Genomic DNA, 15,996 nt, shown 5'->3' on the forward strand with positions numbered 1-15,996 from the left:
CGGCTCGCGCTCAGCCCTCTCTCGCGAGCTTGCGCGCCTGCTTCACCCAGTCGTCACGCTCTATGCGCCCTGCCAAATCGAGCTTCCGATCCATCTCCTCGATATCGGACTTGGTCCATGATGCGATCTGCTCGAAGCGTGCGATGCCGTTCTTCATCAGCTTGGCGGCGAGTTTCGGCCCGATCCCCTTGATCCGCGTCAGATCGTCGGCCTGACCCTTGTCGCGGTAGGATTTCACCACCTTGGACGCCGCCCAGCTGAGCGCTCCCGCTACCACCGCACCCAGCGGCCATAGCCAGCGGTTGTCGTAAGTCGGTCGTGCGCGCATGGTTCGTCTCCTCGCCGAGACTAGCCCAGCTTATCCTTCAAGATCTGATTGACGACCGCAGGATTGGCTTTCCCCTGCATGGCCTTCATCGTCTGACCAACGAAGAAGCCGAAGAGTTTATCCTTCCCACCGCGATATTGCTCGACCTTGTCCTGATTGCCGGCGAGAATTTCGTCGATCGCTGTCTCGATCGCGCCAGTGTCCGAAACCTGCTTCAGGCCCTCCGTGTCCGCAATCTCGTCCGGCTCGCGGCCTTCCTTCAGGACGATTTCGAAGATTTCCTTCGCCTGGCCTCCGGAAATCTCACCCGCGTCCTGCATCTTCAGGATTGCAGCCTGCCGCGCGGCGGTGGCGTGGCTGGCATCGCCCTCGTCACCGAGCGATTTCATCACGCCGGGCGCGACGGAGAGCGACCAGTTGGCCACCTGTGTCGCCACCTCTGCCTCGGGTTTGCCGAGCGCGCTGGCCGTCTCGCCGAGCAGCGTCTCGAACCGGGCGAAGGTCTCTACCTCGGCGGTGAGCTCGCGCGCGTTGTAGGGCGTCAGGCCCAGCTCGTTCTCGTACCGCGCCCGCTTGGCGTCCGGGAGTTCGGGAAGGCTGGCACGGCATTCCTGGAGAAATTCGTCATCCAGCTCGAGCGGCAGCAAGTCCGGATCGGGGAAGTAGCGGTAATCGTGCGCGTCTTCCTTGGATCGCATGGTCCGCGTGGTGCCGGTGCCGGGATCGAACAGGCGCGTTTCCTGATCGATGGTGCCGCCATCTTCCAGCACATCGACCTGCCGCTTCGCCTCGAATTCGATCACCTGCATGACGAAACGCACGGAATTGACGTTCTTCGTTTCGGTTCGGGTGCCAAGCTCGCTATCGCCGACCTTGCGCACAGAGACGTTTACGTCAGCGCGCATGGAGCCTTCCTCCATGTTCCCGTCGCAGCTGCCGACATAACGCAGAATGCTGCGCAGCTTGCGGACATAGGCCCCGGCCTCGGCGGGCGAGGTCATGTCCGGGCGGCTGACGATTTCCATCAGCGCGACGCCGGTGCGGTTGAGGTCGACATAGGACATGGTCGGATGCTGGTCGTGCATCAGCTTGCCCGCATCCTGCTCGACATGGATGCGCTCGATGCCGATCACCTTGTCTTCCGGAATGCCCGCCTTCTCATCCGCATCGATGGTCAGCTGCCCCTCGCCCACGATGGGATGATAGAGCTGGCTGATCTGATAGCCCTGCGGCAGGTCGGCATAGAAGTAGTTCTTCCGGTCGAAGCGGGACCACGCATTGATCTCGGCCTCGATCGCCATGCCGGTCCGCACGGCCTGCCGGATGCATTCGCGATTGGGCACGGGCAGCATGCCCGGCATCGCCGCATCGACCAGGCTAACCTGCGTGTTCGGCTCCGCCCCGAATTGGGTGGACGCGCCGGAGAACAGCTTGGCGTTGGACGTAACCTGCGCGTGCACTTCAAGGCCGATCACGACCTCCCACTCGCCCGTCGCACCCTTGATGCGATAGTCAGTCATGCGGCTATTTCCCTTGGACTCACTTCCCGATCAATTTTCGCAGCCAAAGTCTTGCGTGCGCGCGAAAGATCGTAAGATTGCTGAAGATTCAGCCAAAAGCGTGCGCTGGTTCCGAAATACCTTCCCAGACGCATGGCGGTATCCGCCGTCACAGCGCGCTCGTTCTTCAAGACCGCTGTCACACGATTGGCTGGCACCCGGAGCGCCAGAGCAAGGGCATTTGCCGATAGACCGAGCGGTTCGAGAAATTCCTCGCGCAACATTTCGCCGGGCGAAGTCGTCACCCTATCGATGGTCCCCAGATCATCTATGGTAGTCGACGATTTCGACATCCCAGGCTTCTCCATCTTTCCAGCGGAAGCAAATCCGCCATTGGTCATTAACTCGGATCGACCACTGACCGCGCCGATTACCTTTCAGCATTTCAAGCCGGTTGCCCGGCGGTGCTCGCAGATCATCGATGTCGACGCTTGCACCGATCTGATCGAGTTTTCGGAGCGCCACCTTCGCAATCGAGGAGAAGCGCCGGTTTTTGCCCGACTGCCATAATTCGAGCGTATCACGATCTGATATACTACGGATCACGTATTACGCAACACATAAAGTATCACCACCACTTCTTCGGCGTCGCGCTGAACCCGGCGCGCTGCTCTATCGCGAGGCCGGCGTTCAGCACGCCCTGCTCGTCCATCGCCTTGCCGACGAGTTGCAGGCCGAGCGGCAGGCCGTCCTCGGTCAGCGTGGCGGGCACGCTCATGGCGGGGAGCCCAGCAAGCGAGGCGGGGACGGCGAACACGTCATTTAGATACATGGTAAGCGGATCGTCGTTCAGCGAATTGAGCGGGAAGCTCGCCGTCGGCGTGGTCGGCGCGAGGATCACGTCGCATTGCTCGAAAGCCGAGTCGAAATCGCGCTGCACCAGCGTGCGGACCTTCATCGCCTGCGTATAGTAAGCGTCGTAGAAGCCCGCGCTCAGCACATATGTGCCGAGCATCACGCGGCGCTTCACCTCGTCTCCAAAGCCCTCGGCCCGGGTGGCGGCATACATGTCCTGCAGGCCCGCGCCATCGGGCAGATCGCGCAGGCCATAGCGCACGCCGTCATAGCGGGCGAGATTGCTCGACGCCTCGGCAGGCGCGACAATATAATAGGCAGGCAGCGCGTATTTGGTGTGCGGCAGGGAGACGTCGACGATCTCCGCACCCGCATCGCGCAGCCATTCGGCGCCCTTCTCCCAGCTATCGAGAATTTCCTGGCTCGTGCCGTCCATCCGGTATTCTTTCGGAATACCGACTTTCTTGCCGCGCAAGTCCGCATCGAGATTGCCGAACCAGTCCGGCACCGGCGTATCGAGGCTGGTCGTGTCCTTCGGATCGAACCCTGCCATCGCGCCAAGCATGATCGCGCAGTCCTCGACATTGCGGGCCATCGGCCCGGCCTGATCGAGCGAGCTGGCGAACGCCACGACGCCCCAGCGCGAGCAGCGGCCATAGGTCGGTTTGATCCCGCAAATGCCGGTGAAGGCAGCAGGCTGGCGGATCGAGCCGCCCGTGTCCGTGCCGGTCGCGGCGGGCGCGATGCGCGCGGCCACGGCAGCGGAGGAGCCGCCCGACGATCCGCCCGGGCTCATCGCCGCATTGCTGCCTTCCTTGCGCCAGGGCGATGACACATTGCCGAAATAGGACGTCTCGTTGGACGAGCCCATGGCGAACTGGTCCATATTGAGCTTGCCCAGCATGCCGCAGCCTGCATTCCACAGGTTCTGGCTGACCGTGCTTTCATACGGTGGCACGAAGCCTTCGAGAATATGGCTCGCGGCGGTGCTCTGGACGCCTTTGGTGCAGAACAGATCCTTCATCCCGATCGGCACGCCCGCCATGGGGCCGAGCTGTTTGCCGTCCGCACGCGCGCTGTCCACCGCATCGGCAGAGGCGAGCGCATGTTCGGGCGTGGCGACGATGAAAGCGTTGAGCTCGCTCGCGGCGGCGACGGCATCGTTAAAGGCGGAGGCGACTTCGCGCGCGGTGAAATCGCCTGCGGCCACGCCATCGCGGATCTCGCGGACGCCGAGGGTCGTGAGGTCGGTCATTATTCGATCACCTTGGGCACGCCATAGAAGCCATGTTCCGCCACCGGAGCGTTCGCCAGCACGTCCTCCTGCCGGCCACCGCCCGTCTTGGGATCGGCGTCCACGACATCGTCGCGCAGGCGCATGTCCTGCGGGATGACCGCCGTCATTGGCTCGACCCCGGACGTGTCGACTTCGCCCAGCTGCTCGACCCATTCGAGGATCTTGTTGAATTCGGGCACGAGGTGATCGAGATCACCCTCATGCATCTCGATGCGCGCGAGCGAGGCGATTTTCGCCACTTCTTCTCGGGTAACTGACATGCCTCGCGCCCTAGCGGCGCGCGCCCGGCGCTTCAAGCATCTGCGTCGGCGATCGGGCCGTTTACTGCGGCGGTCCCTGGACCTGCGGCGCGGCTTCGCCGTCACCCTGGCCCTGCGTCTCCATCTGCTGCTGCAGCATCAGCATCTGGATGCGCTGGGCAAGTCCCTGGAATTCCTCCTGCGACATGATCTCGTGCACGGTCACTTCGAAGGTGAGATCGGCATTGGGCGGAATGTCGGAGCCCGGAGGCGGCGCATCGCCATAGGCAAGGCTGCCCGGTATCTCGATTGTGTAGGCACCACCCTGCTGCGTCTGCAGCAAGCCGTCGCGAAAACCGGGCACCACGTTCTGCAATTCCATCGGAATGCCGGTCGGCACCATATCGGCGATTTCGGGCGGCAGCGGAAGTGTTGGCGGCGAGCGGTCGAACTCCGTGCCGTCATCGAGCTTGCCGATATATTCGACAAAGACCACGCTCTCCGGCGTCGGGTTCGGACCCTCGCCTTCGCGGATCGTATCGACATCCACGCCCTCGGGAACGGCCGCCCAGGCGACTGCTCCGGCAATCAGAACGGCGACAATCACGCCGATCCACAGCTTGAAGAGCGACCCCTTGGCAATCGGGCGCAGCGGAACGCGAGTGACTTCGGCCATTGATTTTCGATCCTGCGATGGGTGTGTGCGCCAAAAGCAAGGGGCGCGGAAACTGATGTTCCACGCCCCTTTGGCTTAGCTACGTTATCCGGGTCAAGCGGTGCTTATTTGATCCCGTCGCGTTCCATGCGCTTGCGCTCCATCTTGCGGGCGCGGCGCACGGCGGCGGCCTTTTCACGGGCGCGCTTCTCGCTCGGCTTTTCGTAGTGGCGACGCAGCTTCATCTCGCGATACACGCCTTCACGCTGCAGCTTCTTCTTGAGCGCACGCAGGGCCTGCTCGACATTGTTATCGCGGACGATGATCTGCATAAAACCTAAGCCACCTTTCAAAACCGGCCAATAGACCACGATGAGAGCCCGCGGATCAGGCGCGGGGTGCACCGTATAACTTCAAACGAAAATTGCGCCGAATCCGTTCCGAGATCGGCTCGCTGGCCGTGCAGATAAGCGAATCGGCGATGAAAAGCAAGGACGCGCTCGCCTTTCGGGTTTCGCGGGGACGCGCCAGCCGCTAGGGACACCGACATGTCCGCTACCACCCCCCAACTCTATGCCTCACTATCAGTCGCCATCGGCGGCGGCATCGGCGCTCTGGCGCGTTACCAGATGGGCCGCGCCATGACGGCCTGGATGGGCCCGCAAATGATGACCTTCTTTCCGTGGGCGACGCTTGCCGTGAACACCATCGGCAGTGTCCTCATGGGCCTGCTGGCGGGATGGCTTGTACGCAGCGCGCCCGAAAATTCGGAGCAGCTTCGCCTGCTTCTCGGCATCGGACTGCTCGGCGGCTTCACGACATTCTCCGCCTTCAGCCTCGAGCTCGCCATGCTGATCCAGCGCGGGCAAGTGCTGATCGCTGCGCTTTACATCATGCTGTCCATCGGCCTTGGCGTCACCGGCATGATTTTCGGCCTCAGCATCACTCGCCTGTTCTCATGACGAAGGGCATGGACGATCAGGTTCGGCAATTCACCGTCGCGCCAGACGACGAGGGCGTGCGGCTTGACCGCTGGTTCAAACGCAATCTGCCGCAGATCGGCTTTGCCACGGTCAGCCGCTGGGCGCGCACCGGGCAGCTGCGGGTCGACGGATCGCGTGCCAAGGTCGACGATCGGCTCGCTCCCGGCCAAGTGCTGCGCGTTCCTCCGGGCGGAGAGGACGGCGTACGCACTCAGCGCAAGCGCCGCGAATTGACCGAATCCGAGATTGCAGAGGCGGAGGGCATGCTGATCCAGCGGACCAAATCCGCGCTCGTGCTGAACAAGCCGCCGGGCCTCGCCACGCAGGGTGGCACGAAGACGAACAAGCATGTCGACGGCCTGCTCGATGCCTTTGCTGGAGATGACGAGCAGCGCCCGCGCCTCGTGCACCGGCTGGATAAGGACACATCCGGTGTCCTCCTCGTCGCGCGCACTGCGGGCAGCGCGGCATTCTTTTCCAAGCGATTTTCCGGTCGCAGCGCGAAGAAAATCTATTGGGCGCTGGTCGTCGGCGTGCCGGAAGTCGCCGAAGGCACGATCGACGCGCCACTTGCCAAGCAACCCGGCACGGGCGGCGAGAAGATGCATGTCGATATGGAAGGCGGCCAACCCGCAAAGACTCTCTACCGCGTGGTCGAGCGCGCGGGCCATGCCGCGGCCTGGGTCGAATTGCAGCCCTTTACGGGCCGGACCCACCAGCTGCGCGTCCATCTCGCCGCTATCGGCCATCCGATCGTCGGGGACGGCAAATATGGCGGGCAGGATGCTTTCCTCACCGGCAGCGTCAGCCGCAAGATGCATCTGCACGCGCGCCGCCTCATCATCGACGCGCCGAAGGGTGAGACGCTGGATGTCACCGCCGACTTGCCGGAGCACTTCGCGGGCACGATGGAGCATCTCGGCTTCGATCCCGGATTGAGCGATGCCGGGCCTGTCGCCACGCCGCCGCCCGAACGCAGCCGCTCCGAAAAAAAGCAGGCGGCAAAGGCGCATGCCAAGCAATATCGCAAGGCCCGCCGCGGCGAGCGCAAAGCGCGCGGTGCGTCGCAGGACAAGACGCGGGGTCCGGCCAAGCCGAAGGGTCGGCGCAAATGACCATTCGTCTCGCCGTCTTCGATTGCGACGGCACGCTGAGCGACGGGCAGTCGGGCGTGTGCGAGGCGATGGAAACAGCGTTCGCGGACGCCGGCCTGCCTTCACCCGACCGCAAACATGTGCGCCGCATTGTCGGGCTAAGCCTGCCGCAGGCGATCCGCCACCTTGCGCCCGGCGCCGACGCCGATCAGCAAATGGCCGCCGTCGATGCTTACAAATCGGCTTTCCGGCGGTCGCGCGAAGAAGGGCGCCTGCACGAGCCGCTATTCGATGGAATGGCCGACCTCCTGCATCGTCTGCAGGCTGCGGGATGGCTGCTAGGCGTTGCGACAGGCAAATCGGATCGCGGGCTGGCAGCGACGCTTGCGGCCAATGGCCTGACCGATATGTTCGTCACAACCCACACGGCCGACCGCCATCCCTCGAAGCCGCACCCTGCAATGCTCGAAGCGGCGATGGCCGATACGGGCAGCGATGCCGCGAACACGGTGATGATCGGCGACACGGTCTACGACATGCAGATGGCGAGCGCGGCGGGCACACGGGCCGTCGGCGTCGATTGGGGCTATCACGAACGCGGCGAGCTGATCGAAGCGGGCGCAAGCGGCGTCGCCGAGGATGCGGCGCAGCTGGAAGCAATGCTCGATGGCGGCTGACGAGAACAAGGCGCGCGGACGCTATTTCGCAATGGCGCTGGTGCGCCTGGCGGGTGCGTTTCTGCTGGCGATCGGAGTACTCGGCATCATGGGCGAAACAACCTGGCCGAACTGGGCGGTCTGGCTCGCATTGGTGGCAGGTCTGATCTGCATCGCCGTGATCCCGCAGCGCATGGCGCGCCGCTGGCGGACCCCGCCCGAATGAAGCGCTTTTACAAGGACGTCTCGGTCGATGGTGCGGATGGCGGCTGGCAAGTGGCGCTGGATGGGCGCGGCCTGCGCACACAGGCCGGTGGCGCGCCGCAGCTGGTGCCAACGCGCGAGGCCGCCGAATTGCTGGCGCAGGAATGGCGCACGCAGGGCGAAGAGATCGATCCGAGAAGCTTCGTCTTTCGCGATCTCGCCGATCTCGCCATCGACGTCGTGCGCGCGGACCGTGACGCCGCGATTGTCAAGTTGCTGAGCTTCGCCGAAACCGACACGCTCTGCTACCGTGCCGATCCCGGCGAACCGCTTTACCAGCGCCAGCAGGAAATGTGGGAACCGCTCGTCGCGGCTTGTGAGGCGCGGTACGGCATCAAGCTCGAGCGAGTCAGCGGCATCATGCATCGCCGGCCGTCTGCAGAAACGCTCGCCGCGCTGCGCGCTCGCCTCGAGAGCGAGGACGATTTCATTCTCGCCGCGCTGATAACCCTCGCCTCGATTGCCGCATCGCTGGTGGTGCCGCTTGCCGTGCTGGACGAAGGAGCCGATCCCGCCGCGCTATTTGCCGCAGCCAATGCCGAGGAGGACTGGCAGGCCGAGCTTTGGGGATGGGATCATGAGGCCGAAACCGTGCGCGGTCTCCGGCTGGAAGCGTTCGAAAGCGCGGCGGCGTTTGCTGCGGCGGTGCGGCGCTAGATAAGCTCGCAGCCGATCTGCGGGGCCGGCCTAGCCGACCCACTCCGCAACCTGATCGGCCACGCGGTTTGCCGCTTCATTGAGCGCCGCACCCACGGCCACGGCTTCCGGCGCGACGCCGGGCACGCGCTCTTCGAAACGGCGAGTCAGGATGCGACCGGCAGGCAATTCGAGCACGGCGTCGTAACGCACCACGGCGCTGCCTGTCACGGCATCGTAATCCATTGCGATAAGCTCGCCCGAAAGCTGCGTTTGCGCGACATATTCCATCTCGCCGCCCGCCACGACCAGCCGGTTGCCCTTGGCGCGGATCGTCTCGGACAGCAGGCCTTGGAAAAGGTCGGCGGGCTTTTCGACCCAATATGCGTCTTCCAGATAGGCGAGCGTGCTGTCGCTCGTCGTGACGGGCACGCGGTTGACGTTGAGGCGCTGGGCGACGCTCGGCACCTGCACGGCGAGCGCGGCGCTCGCCTCACCCTCCGACGCCGCACCGTCCGCGATCGTGGCGGATGGCGTCAGGATCAGCAGCCGCTCCGGCGTATCCGGGCCGAGGCTGATGCAGCCCGTCAGGGCGAACGCGCCGAGCGCGGTGATGGCGGGTTTGGCGAAACGCATGGCGATGGCCCTCATGGCTCGTAATCCGGAAGAGACTGGCCGCCCAGCAGCGATCCCGCGCCTTGCGTTTCAAGGCGCTCGGTCACGTTGCGCAGGTTCTGGCTCGTCTGGCGAAGATCGCGCAACGTGGCGGTGGCGGCAGGCAGGGTATCTTGCGAGAGCTGGCGGGTCAGCGGCTCGACATTGGCCATCGCCTCTTCCAGCGCGGCAGCCGCATCGCGGGCGGAAGCGAGAGTGAGGCTGAGATCGTTGGTCAGCCGCGCGCCATCTTCCTGCACCAGCCCGTCCACCGACGTCAGCGTGCTTTCGAATGCCGCCAGCGTCTCGGTCGATTGCGCGAGCGTGCCCTGCAATTCCTGCAGCGTCCGCTCGATTTCGGGCGACTGGCGCGCCAGTTCCCCGCTGATCGCGTCGGTATTCTGGAGAATGCCGGAAATGGAGCTCTGATTGTCGTCGTCGAGCACGCGCGTCAGGCGGTCGGTCAGCGTCGCCAGCCGTTCCAGCAGCAGCGGCGCGCTGGCGAGGATTTCGCCGATCGCGCCCGGCGCAGGCGGGATGACCGGGACGCCTTCGGGGCAATCGGTCGTATCGCAGGAGATTTCGGGCAGGTTGGACTGCCCGCCGCTGAGTGAGACATTCGAAACGCCGGTAAAGCTTGCCGAAACGCTGGCCTCCGTGCCGACATGGATGGGCGTTTCCTTGTCCAGCCGGATGCGGACCTTCACGAATTCGGGATCGCGATCCCAGATGGAAATGTCCGCCACCTGGCCCACCGGCACGCCGTTATAGGTGACGACGGAACCTTCGGCGACGCCGCCGACGGATTGTTCGAAGAAGATATCGTATTCCTGGCGATCGCGGTCGCCCAGGCGCGCCAGCCACACGAAGAAAATGGCGGCGGCGACAAGCAGCAGGAGGGTGACGGCCCCCACCCAGACGTGATTTGCCCGTGTTTCCATTCGCTTCGTCCTATGCCCCGCCCGCTTGCGGCTTGTCCAATGCTTTCCCGCGCTCGTGCGAGTCCGCCGCAGCCCGGCTGCGCGGCCCGTTGAAATATTCCTGGATCCACGGGTGATCGGTTTCGAGCAGTTCGGGGATCGTGCCCACGGCGATCACCTGCTTGTCCGCCAGCACCGCCACCCGGTCGCAAATGGCGTAGAGCGTGTCGAGATCGTGGGTGATGAGAAAAACCGTGAGGCCGAGCGTATCGGCCAGCTCGCGCGTCAGCTCGTCGAACTTGGCCGCGCCGATGGGATCGAGGCCCGCGGTCGGCTCGTCGAGGAAAAGCAGCTCCGGATCGAGAGCGAGCGCGCGGGCGAGGCCGGCGCGCTTCTTCATGCCGCCCGAAAGCTCGCTCGGGAACTTGGCCGCGGCATTTTCCGGCAGGCCCGTCAGCACGACCTTGTAAGCCGCGATTTCGTTGAGCAGCTGCTGTTTCAGCTCCGGATAGAATTGCTTGAGCGGCACCTGCACGTTCTCGGCGACCGTCAGCGTGGAAAACAGCGCGCCGCCCTGGAAAAGCACGCCCCAGCGATCGCGCACGCCGATCACTTCGTCGGGTTCGGCATCGGTGATGTCCTTGCCGAACACCTCGATGTTTCCCTCGTCGGGAACCTGCAGCCCGATGATAGAGCGCATCAACACCGACTTGCCCGTGCCCGATCCGCCGACCACGCCGAGGATTTCGCCGCGCTTCACATCGAGGTTCAGATCCTCATGCACCGCGAAATCGCCGAAGCGATTGATCAGCCCGCGAATGCGGATCGGATATTCGCCATCGAACTGCTCGGGCACGTGGTGCGCGGCAGCCTCGATATCCTCGTCGTGATAGCTTTCGTCGCTCATCCCAGGCCGATCTCGGTGAAGAACACCGCGAAGAACGCATCGAGGACGATGACCATGAAGATCGCCTGCACCACCGCCTGTGTCGTGCGCAGGCCGACTTCCTCGGCATTGCCCGACACCTGCATGCCCTGGTAGCACCCGGCGAGCCCGATGATCAGGCCGAACACCGGTGCCTTTATCATGCCGACCCAGAAATCGTAGGTCGGCACCACTTCCTGCACGCGGGCGAGAAAGGTGAGGAACGGTATGCCCAGCATCACGTCGCCGATCACCGCGCCGCCGATAATGGCGACGACGCTGGCGTAGAAGCCGAGCAGCGGCATCATCAGGATCGAGGCGAGGATGCGCGGGATTACCAGCGCTTCCATCGGGGAAACGCCGATCGTGCGCATCGCATCGATTTCCTCGGTCAGCTTCATCGTGCCGATCTGCGCGGCAAAGGCGGAGCCGGAACGACCCGCCACCATGATCGCCGTCATCAGCACGCCGAGCTCTCGCAAGGTGATACGGCCGACGAGGTTCACTGTCAGCGTCTCCGCGCCGAATTGCTGCAATTGCACCGCGCCCTGCTGGGCGATGACGATGCCGATCAGGAAGCTCATCAGCCCGATGATCGGCAGGGCATTGACGCCCACCAGCTCCATTTGCCGGGTCAGCGCGCGCAGGCGAAAGCGGCGCGGGTGGCGGATGAGCGATCCGGCGGCGAACAGGATTGCGCCGAGAAAGCCGATATAGTGCATCGTGCCGCTCATGAAGGCGACGACTTTCGCGCCGACATGCTCGGTTACCCGGCCGAACACATAAGGGCGCGGCGGAGAGACCTCCGCGTCGCTGGCGCTTTCCTCCACCGCTTCGAGCAGCACTTCGGCCGACTCACTCGCCCCGGTGATCTCGGCGCCCTTTTCCTCGGCGAAGCGGTGGACGATCCACGCGCCGACCGTGTCGATCCGCTCGACTTCGGAGATGTCGACATATTGCACGGAGTCGGAAAGCTGGCGCAGCTGCGGATCGATCTGCCCGATGCTGGAAACGACCAGCGGGCCGGTGATGCTGACGGTGACCCGCCCGCCGCGCTCGTCCACGCTGTATTCGGCCCATTCCCTCATTGCCGCGCAGCTATGCGGGCAAAGCGCCGCGCCCGCAACACTTTCGCGTGTTGAACTCACCGATGGGCGGTGGCAGGGCGAGCGGCATGACGAGCGAACTGTCCACCACTTTCGATCCCGCCGCGATAGAGGCGAAATGGTACGAGCACTGGGAAAGCGAAGGCTGTTTCCGGCCCGAGCGGCCCGATGCGGAAGCCTTCACGCTGGTCAACCCGCCGCCGAATGTCACCGGCAGCCTGCATATCGGTCACGCGCTCGACAACACGCTGCAGGATGTTGTGGTCCGTTACGAACGGCTGCGCGGCAAGGATGCGCTGTGGGTGGTGGGCATGGACCATGCCGGCATCGCCACGCAGATGGTGGTGGAGCGCCAGCTGGAGGAGCAGGGCGACAAGCGCACCAATTACAGCCGCGAGGAGTTCATCGACAAGGTCTGGCAGTGGAAGGCGGAAAGCGGCGGGCAGATCACCAAGCAGCTTCGCCGGCTCGGCTGCTCGATGGACTGGAGCCGCGAGCAGTTCACGATGGACGAGCATTTCACGAAAGCCGTGCTCAAGGTGTTCGTCGATCTCTACAATGACGGCCTCATCTATCGCGACAAGCGGCTGGTGAACTGGGACCCCAAGCTGAAGACCGCGATTTCGGATCTCGAAGTCGAAACGCAGGATGTGAAGGGCCATTTCTGGACGATCGATTATCCGCTCGCCGGAGAGGAAGGCTCGATCCGCGTCTCCACCACCCGCCCCGAAACCATGCTCGCCGACATGGCGGTGGCCGTGCATCCCGACGATGCGCGCTATCGCGACCTCGTCGCGCGCGGAGCGAAGGTGAAGCTGCCGATCACGGGCCGCGAAATTCCCATCGTCGCGGACGAGCATGCCGATCCGGAACTTGGCAGCGGCGCAGTGAAGATCACGCCCGGCCACGACTTCAACGATTTCGACGTCGGCAAGCGCGCCGGCATCGCGCCTGCCGACATGCTCAACATGCTCGATGCGAAGGCGCGCGTGATCCAGTGCGGCGGCGTGCCGGACGAACTGATCGGCATGGACCGGTTTAAAGCGCGCAACCGCGTCGTCGAGATGCTGAAGGCAAGCGGCCACCTCGTACCTTTCGTCACCAAGACGAAAAAGGGCGAAGAGGTGGAGCTCGATGCCGAACCGCGCACCATTCCAACTCCCTTCGGCGATCGCGGCGGCGTGCCGATCGAACCGTGGCTGACCGATCAGTGGTATGTCGATGCCGAAAAGCTGGCGGTGAAGCCGATCGAGGCGGTGAAGAGCGGCGAAGTCGAGATTGTGCCCAAGACGTGGGAGAAGACGTTCTTCAATTGGATGGAGAACATCCAGCCGTGGTGTGTATCGCGGCAGCTATGGTGGGGCCATCGGATCCCGGCCTGGTATGGACCGCGGATCGAGAGTGATAATGTGAGCTACGAGCTCACCGATTTAACCACTGATGAGTGCTTCATAGGTCTCGATATCAACGAGGCGAAGGAGGCAGCCCAGAAATACTACGGAAGCGAATACGAGATCGTCGAGATCAACGACCCCATCGAGGTCTTCAATAGAAGCATGCGCGGTGAATGGCTCGGCAATCAAATCGGAATTTGGCGCGACCCCGACGTACTCGACACGTGGTTCTCCTCAGCGCTCTGGCCCTTCGCCACGCTCGGCTGGCCGGGCCCGGAAACTCCCCTCCCGCTTGCGGGAGGGGCCGGGGGTGGGCCTGAAACCGATGACCAGGCCTCGCCCACCCCTAACCCCTCCCGCAAGCGGGAGGGGAACCAGCTGCTCGAAAAGCACTATCCCAACAGCCTGCTGATCAGCGGCTTCGACATCCTGTTCTTCTGGGACGCGCGGATGATGATGGCGGGCTATTACAACATGGGCGAGCGTCCGTGGGACAAGCTCTACCTCCACGGCCTGGTGCGCGCGGCGGACGGCTCCAAGATGAGCAAGTCCAAGGGCAATGTCGTCGATCCGCTCGGCCTCATCGATAAATACGGCGCGGACGCGCTGCGCTTCTTCATGGCGGCGATGGAAAGCCAGGGCCGCGACATCAAGATGGATGAACGCCGCGTCGAGGGATATCGCAACTTCGCCACCAAGCTGTGGAACGCGACGCGCTTCTGCCAGTCCAACGGCATCGGCGCGTCCTCCAGGATCAAGGCGCCCGAGGCGCGGCTGGCTGCGAACCAGTGGATCATCGGCGAAGTGCAGCAGACGGTCGAGGCGCTGGACGCGGCAATGGCCGACCTGCGCTTCGATGCGGCAGCCAACACGATCTACCAGTTCACCTGGAGCCGCTTTTGCGATTGGTACCTGGAGCTGATCAAGCCGGTCTTCGTGGGCGAAGCGGACAGCCCCGCCGCCGTCGAAACGCGCGAAGTCGCAGGCTGGGCGCTCGACCAGATCCTCGTCATGCTCCACCCCTTCATGCCCTTCGTCACCGAAGAGCTGTGGCATGCTCAGGGTGAGCGCGAATACGAGCTGATCGTCGCAAAGTGGCCCGATCCCCGCGCCGAAGTCTCGAAAGAGGCGACCGACGCCATCGACTGGACCATCGCCCTCACCACCGCGACGCGAGGGGCTCGCAACGAGCTCGGCATTTCGCCGGGCGAGAAGCTGGCGGCCTTCATCGCCGATCCCTCCGACGTGGCGCGCCGCGTGCTCGATCGCAGCGCGGCGGCCATCGAGCGCCTTGCGCGTCTGACGCCGGTGACCGTTGGCGAAGCGCCCGCGGGCGCGGCGATGCAGGTGACGGCGGGGGACGATGTGCTGGTCGTTCCGCTGGAAGGCGTAATCGACGTCGATGCCGAGCGCGCGCGTCTCGAGAAGGCGCTGGCCGCCTCGCAGAAGGAAGCGGGCTCGCTTGAGGGGCGGCTCGGCAATGCCAATTTCGTGGAGCGCGCAAAGCCCGAAGCGGTGCAGAAGGCGCGTGACGATCTGGAGCATCACCGCGCCGAAACCGCGCGGCTGGAAGGCGCACTGGCGCGGCTGGGGTAGTTTCCTACTTTGCGCGAATGTGGAATGGTTACGCCATGATATCCCGTCGCTCTCCCTCTGCCGTCCTGTCATCGATCCGCTTGATCGATCGGGCGCGCTGTGATCGATTGCGTTTTTGCTCCTGGACACTGTCACACCTGTCACACCCCTTCGGGAAGCAGCCATGCTGACGCTCGCAACCGACGACACCGGGGGGCCGGAGATCTTCGCGTCCCTGCAGGGCGAGGGGCCAAGCGTGGGCATGCCCGTCGCCTTCCTCCGCCTCTCGCGCTGCAACCTCGCCTGCGTTTGGTGCGACACCGCTTATACATGGCACTTTGAGGGCGACGAGCGCCCGCACCGCTCGGGCGAGACCTTCGATCGCAAGGCCAATCAGGTGAAACTGGAGGTGGAAGATGTCGCCGCGCGCATTGCCGCCTTCGGACAGAACCGGCTCGTCATCACCGGCGGAGAGCCGACGCTGCAGGCGGGCCGGCTTGCCGACATGCTGGAACACCTGCCCGACATGCAGGTCGAGATCGAGACGAACGGGACGGTGGAGCCGCCCGCGCGGCTGGATGTGCGGGTGGACCAGTACAATGTCAGCCCGAAGCTCGCTCACAGCGGCAATCCGGCGGACCTTTCGCTTAAGCCCGAGATGCTCGATCGCTGGGAGATGGACCCGCGCGCCTGGTTCAAGTTCGTGATCGCCGAGCCTGGGGACGTGGAAGAGGTACTGACGCTGGCGGAACGCCACCGGTTCGACAGCAAGCGCGTGTTCCTGATGCCTGAGGGGACCGATAGCGAGACGCTACGAAAGCGGGAGAAATGGCTGGCGCCACTGGCACTCGAACACGGGTTCAGGATGAGCGACCGCCTGCATATCCATCTCTACGGAGACACACGCGGAACATAG

Annotated in this window: 19 protein-coding genes; 7 read left to right on the forward strand and 12 right to left on the reverse strand. The window is 64.1% G+C overall.

The annotated features are described in order from the left end of the window. Positions 1-10 precede the first annotated feature (10 nt). From D6201_RS06540 to rpsU, 8 genes are all read right to left on the reverse strand, one after another. Complete coding sequence (locus D6201_RS06540) at positions 11-328, reverse strand: helix-hairpin-helix domain-containing protein (protein WP_120048072.1); 318 nt, start codon at positions 326-328, stop codon at positions 11-13. Positions 329-348: 20 nt separating this feature from the next. Continuing rightward, positions 349-1,848 carry an Asp-tRNA(Asn)/Glu-tRNA(Gln) amidotransferase subunit GatB gene (gatB, locus tag D6201_RS06545; protein WP_120048073.1) on the reverse strand — a complete coding sequence of 500 codons (1,500 nt, stop codon included), beginning with the start codon at positions 1,846-1,848 and terminating at the stop codon, positions 349-351. Further along, positions 1,845-2,132, reverse strand: coding sequence for a HigA family addiction module antitoxin (locus D6201_RS06550; protein ID WP_199798178.1), 288 nt, complete (start codon positions 2,130-2,132; stop codon positions 1,845-1,847). Before D6201_RS06550 ends, gatB begins: the two co-directional genes overlap by 4 nt. 19 nt (positions 2,133-2,151) lie before the next feature. Beyond that, positions 2,152-2,433 carry a type II toxin-antitoxin system RelE/ParE family toxin gene (locus tag D6201_RS06555; protein ID WP_120048075.1) on the reverse strand — a complete coding sequence of 94 codons (282 nt, stop codon included), beginning with the start codon at positions 2,431-2,433 and terminating at the stop codon, positions 2,152-2,154. Between the two features lie 22 nt (positions 2,434-2,455). Next, on the reverse strand, positions 2,456-3,937 hold the full coding sequence (gene gatA / locus D6201_RS06560; protein ID WP_120048076.1) for an Asp-tRNA(Asn)/Glu-tRNA(Gln) amidotransferase subunit GatA: 1,482 nt from the start codon (positions 3,935-3,937) through the stop codon (positions 2,456-2,458). Further along, a complete protein-coding gene (gene gatC / locus D6201_RS06565) occupies positions 3,937-4,239 on the reverse strand; it encodes an Asp-tRNA(Asn)/Glu-tRNA(Gln) amidotransferase subunit GatC (RefSeq protein WP_120048077.1) in 303 nt (100 codons plus the stop codon). The genes gatA and gatC overlap by 1 nt, the downstream gene beginning before the upstream one ends. 61 nt (positions 4,240-4,300) lie before the next feature. After that, positions 4,301-4,894: an FKBP-type peptidyl-prolyl cis-trans isomerase gene (locus D6201_RS06570; protein WP_120048078.1), complete on the reverse strand. Its 594-nt coding sequence runs from the start codon at positions 4,892-4,894 to the stop codon at positions 4,301-4,303. A 104-nt stretch (positions 4,895-4,998) separates the two neighbouring features. After that, positions 4,999-5,205 carry a 30S ribosomal protein S21 gene (gene rpsU / locus D6201_RS06575; protein ID WP_120048079.1) on the reverse strand — a complete coding sequence of 69 codons (207 nt, stop codon included), beginning with the start codon at positions 5,203-5,205 and terminating at the stop codon, positions 4,999-5,001. A gap of 216 nt (positions 5,206-5,421) precedes the next feature. On the opposite strand from rpsU, the gene crcB reads away from it, so the two are divergent. The 5 genes from crcB to D6201_RS06600 are packed head-to-tail and all read left to right on the forward strand — an operon-like array spanning position 5,422 to position 8,527. Continuing rightward, the gene (crcB, locus tag D6201_RS06580; protein WP_120048080.1) at positions 5,422-5,835 is read left to right on the forward strand and encodes a fluoride efflux transporter CrcB; all 414 of its coding nucleotides are present in this window, start codon (positions 5,422-5,424) and stop codon (positions 5,833-5,835) included. Beyond that, positions 5,832-6,971 carry an RluA family pseudouridine synthase gene (locus D6201_RS06585; protein ID WP_120048081.1) on the forward strand — a complete coding sequence of 380 codons (1,140 nt, stop codon included), beginning with the start codon at positions 5,832-5,834 and terminating at the stop codon, positions 6,969-6,971. The genes crcB and D6201_RS06585 overlap by 4 nt, the downstream gene beginning before the upstream one ends. Further along, positions 6,968-7,627, forward strand: a complete 660-nt coding sequence (locus D6201_RS06590) for an HAD-IA family hydrolase (RefSeq protein ID WP_120048082.1) — start codon at positions 6,968-6,970, stop codon at positions 7,625-7,627. Before D6201_RS06585 ends, D6201_RS06590 begins: the two co-directional genes overlap by 4 nt. Then, entirely contained in the window at positions 7,617-7,832 is a 216-nt protein-coding gene (locus D6201_RS06595; protein ID WP_120048083.1) for a hypothetical protein, read from the forward strand. The genes D6201_RS06590 and D6201_RS06595 overlap by 11 nt, the downstream gene beginning before the upstream one ends. Continuing rightward, positions 7,829-8,527 (forward strand): ATP12 family chaperone protein, encoded by a 699-nt coding sequence (locus D6201_RS06600; protein ID WP_120048084.1) that lies wholly within the window; start codon positions 7,829-7,831, stop codon positions 8,525-8,527. The genes D6201_RS06595 and D6201_RS06600 overlap by 4 nt, the downstream gene beginning before the upstream one ends. A 30-nt stretch (positions 8,528-8,557) precedes the next feature. Here D6201_RS06600 and D6201_RS06605 read toward each other — a convergent pair whose 3' ends face one another. The 4 genes from D6201_RS06605 to D6201_RS06620 are packed head-to-tail and all read right to left on the reverse strand — an operon-like array spanning position 8,558 to position 12,093. Continuing rightward, a complete protein-coding gene (locus D6201_RS06605) occupies positions 8,558-9,157 on the reverse strand; it encodes an ABC-type transport auxiliary lipoprotein family protein (RefSeq protein ID WP_242447456.1) in 600 nt (199 codons plus the stop codon). After that, positions 9,154-10,101, reverse strand: coding sequence for an MlaD family protein (locus D6201_RS06610; protein WP_120048085.1), 948 nt, complete (start codon positions 10,099-10,101; stop codon positions 9,154-9,156). The genes D6201_RS06605 and D6201_RS06610 overlap by 4 nt, the downstream gene beginning before the upstream one ends. Before the next feature lie 10 nt (positions 10,102-10,111). After that, a complete protein-coding gene (locus tag D6201_RS06615; RefSeq protein WP_120048086.1) occupies positions 10,112-10,987 on the reverse strand; it encodes an ABC transporter ATP-binding protein in 876 nt (291 codons plus the stop codon). Beyond that, entirely contained in the window at positions 10,984-12,093 is a 1,110-nt protein-coding gene (locus D6201_RS06620; RefSeq protein ID WP_120048087.1) for an ABC transporter permease, read from the reverse strand. The genes D6201_RS06615 and D6201_RS06620 overlap by 4 nt, the downstream gene beginning before the upstream one ends. Positions 12,094-12,179: 86 nt before the next feature. On the opposite strand from D6201_RS06620, the gene D6201_RS06625 reads away from it, so the two are divergent. Both D6201_RS06625 and D6201_RS06630 read left to right on the forward strand, forming a co-directional pair. Beyond that, on the forward strand, positions 12,180-15,101 hold the full coding sequence (locus D6201_RS06625) for a valine--tRNA ligase (protein ID WP_120049254.1): 2,922 nt from the start codon (positions 12,180-12,182) through the stop codon (positions 15,099-15,101). 163 nt (positions 15,102-15,264) lie between these two features. Then, positions 15,265-15,996 carry a 7-carboxy-7-deazaguanine synthase QueE gene (locus tag D6201_RS06630; RefSeq protein WP_120048088.1) on the forward strand — a complete coding sequence of 244 codons (732 nt, stop codon included), beginning with the start codon at positions 15,265-15,267 and terminating at the stop codon, positions 15,994-15,996.

It is taken from the genome of Aurantiacibacter aquimixticola (assembly GCF_003605475.1).
Lineage (GTDB): Bacteria > Pseudomonadota > Alphaproteobacteria > Sphingomonadales > Sphingomonadaceae > Alteraurantiacibacter > Alteraurantiacibacter aquimixticola_B.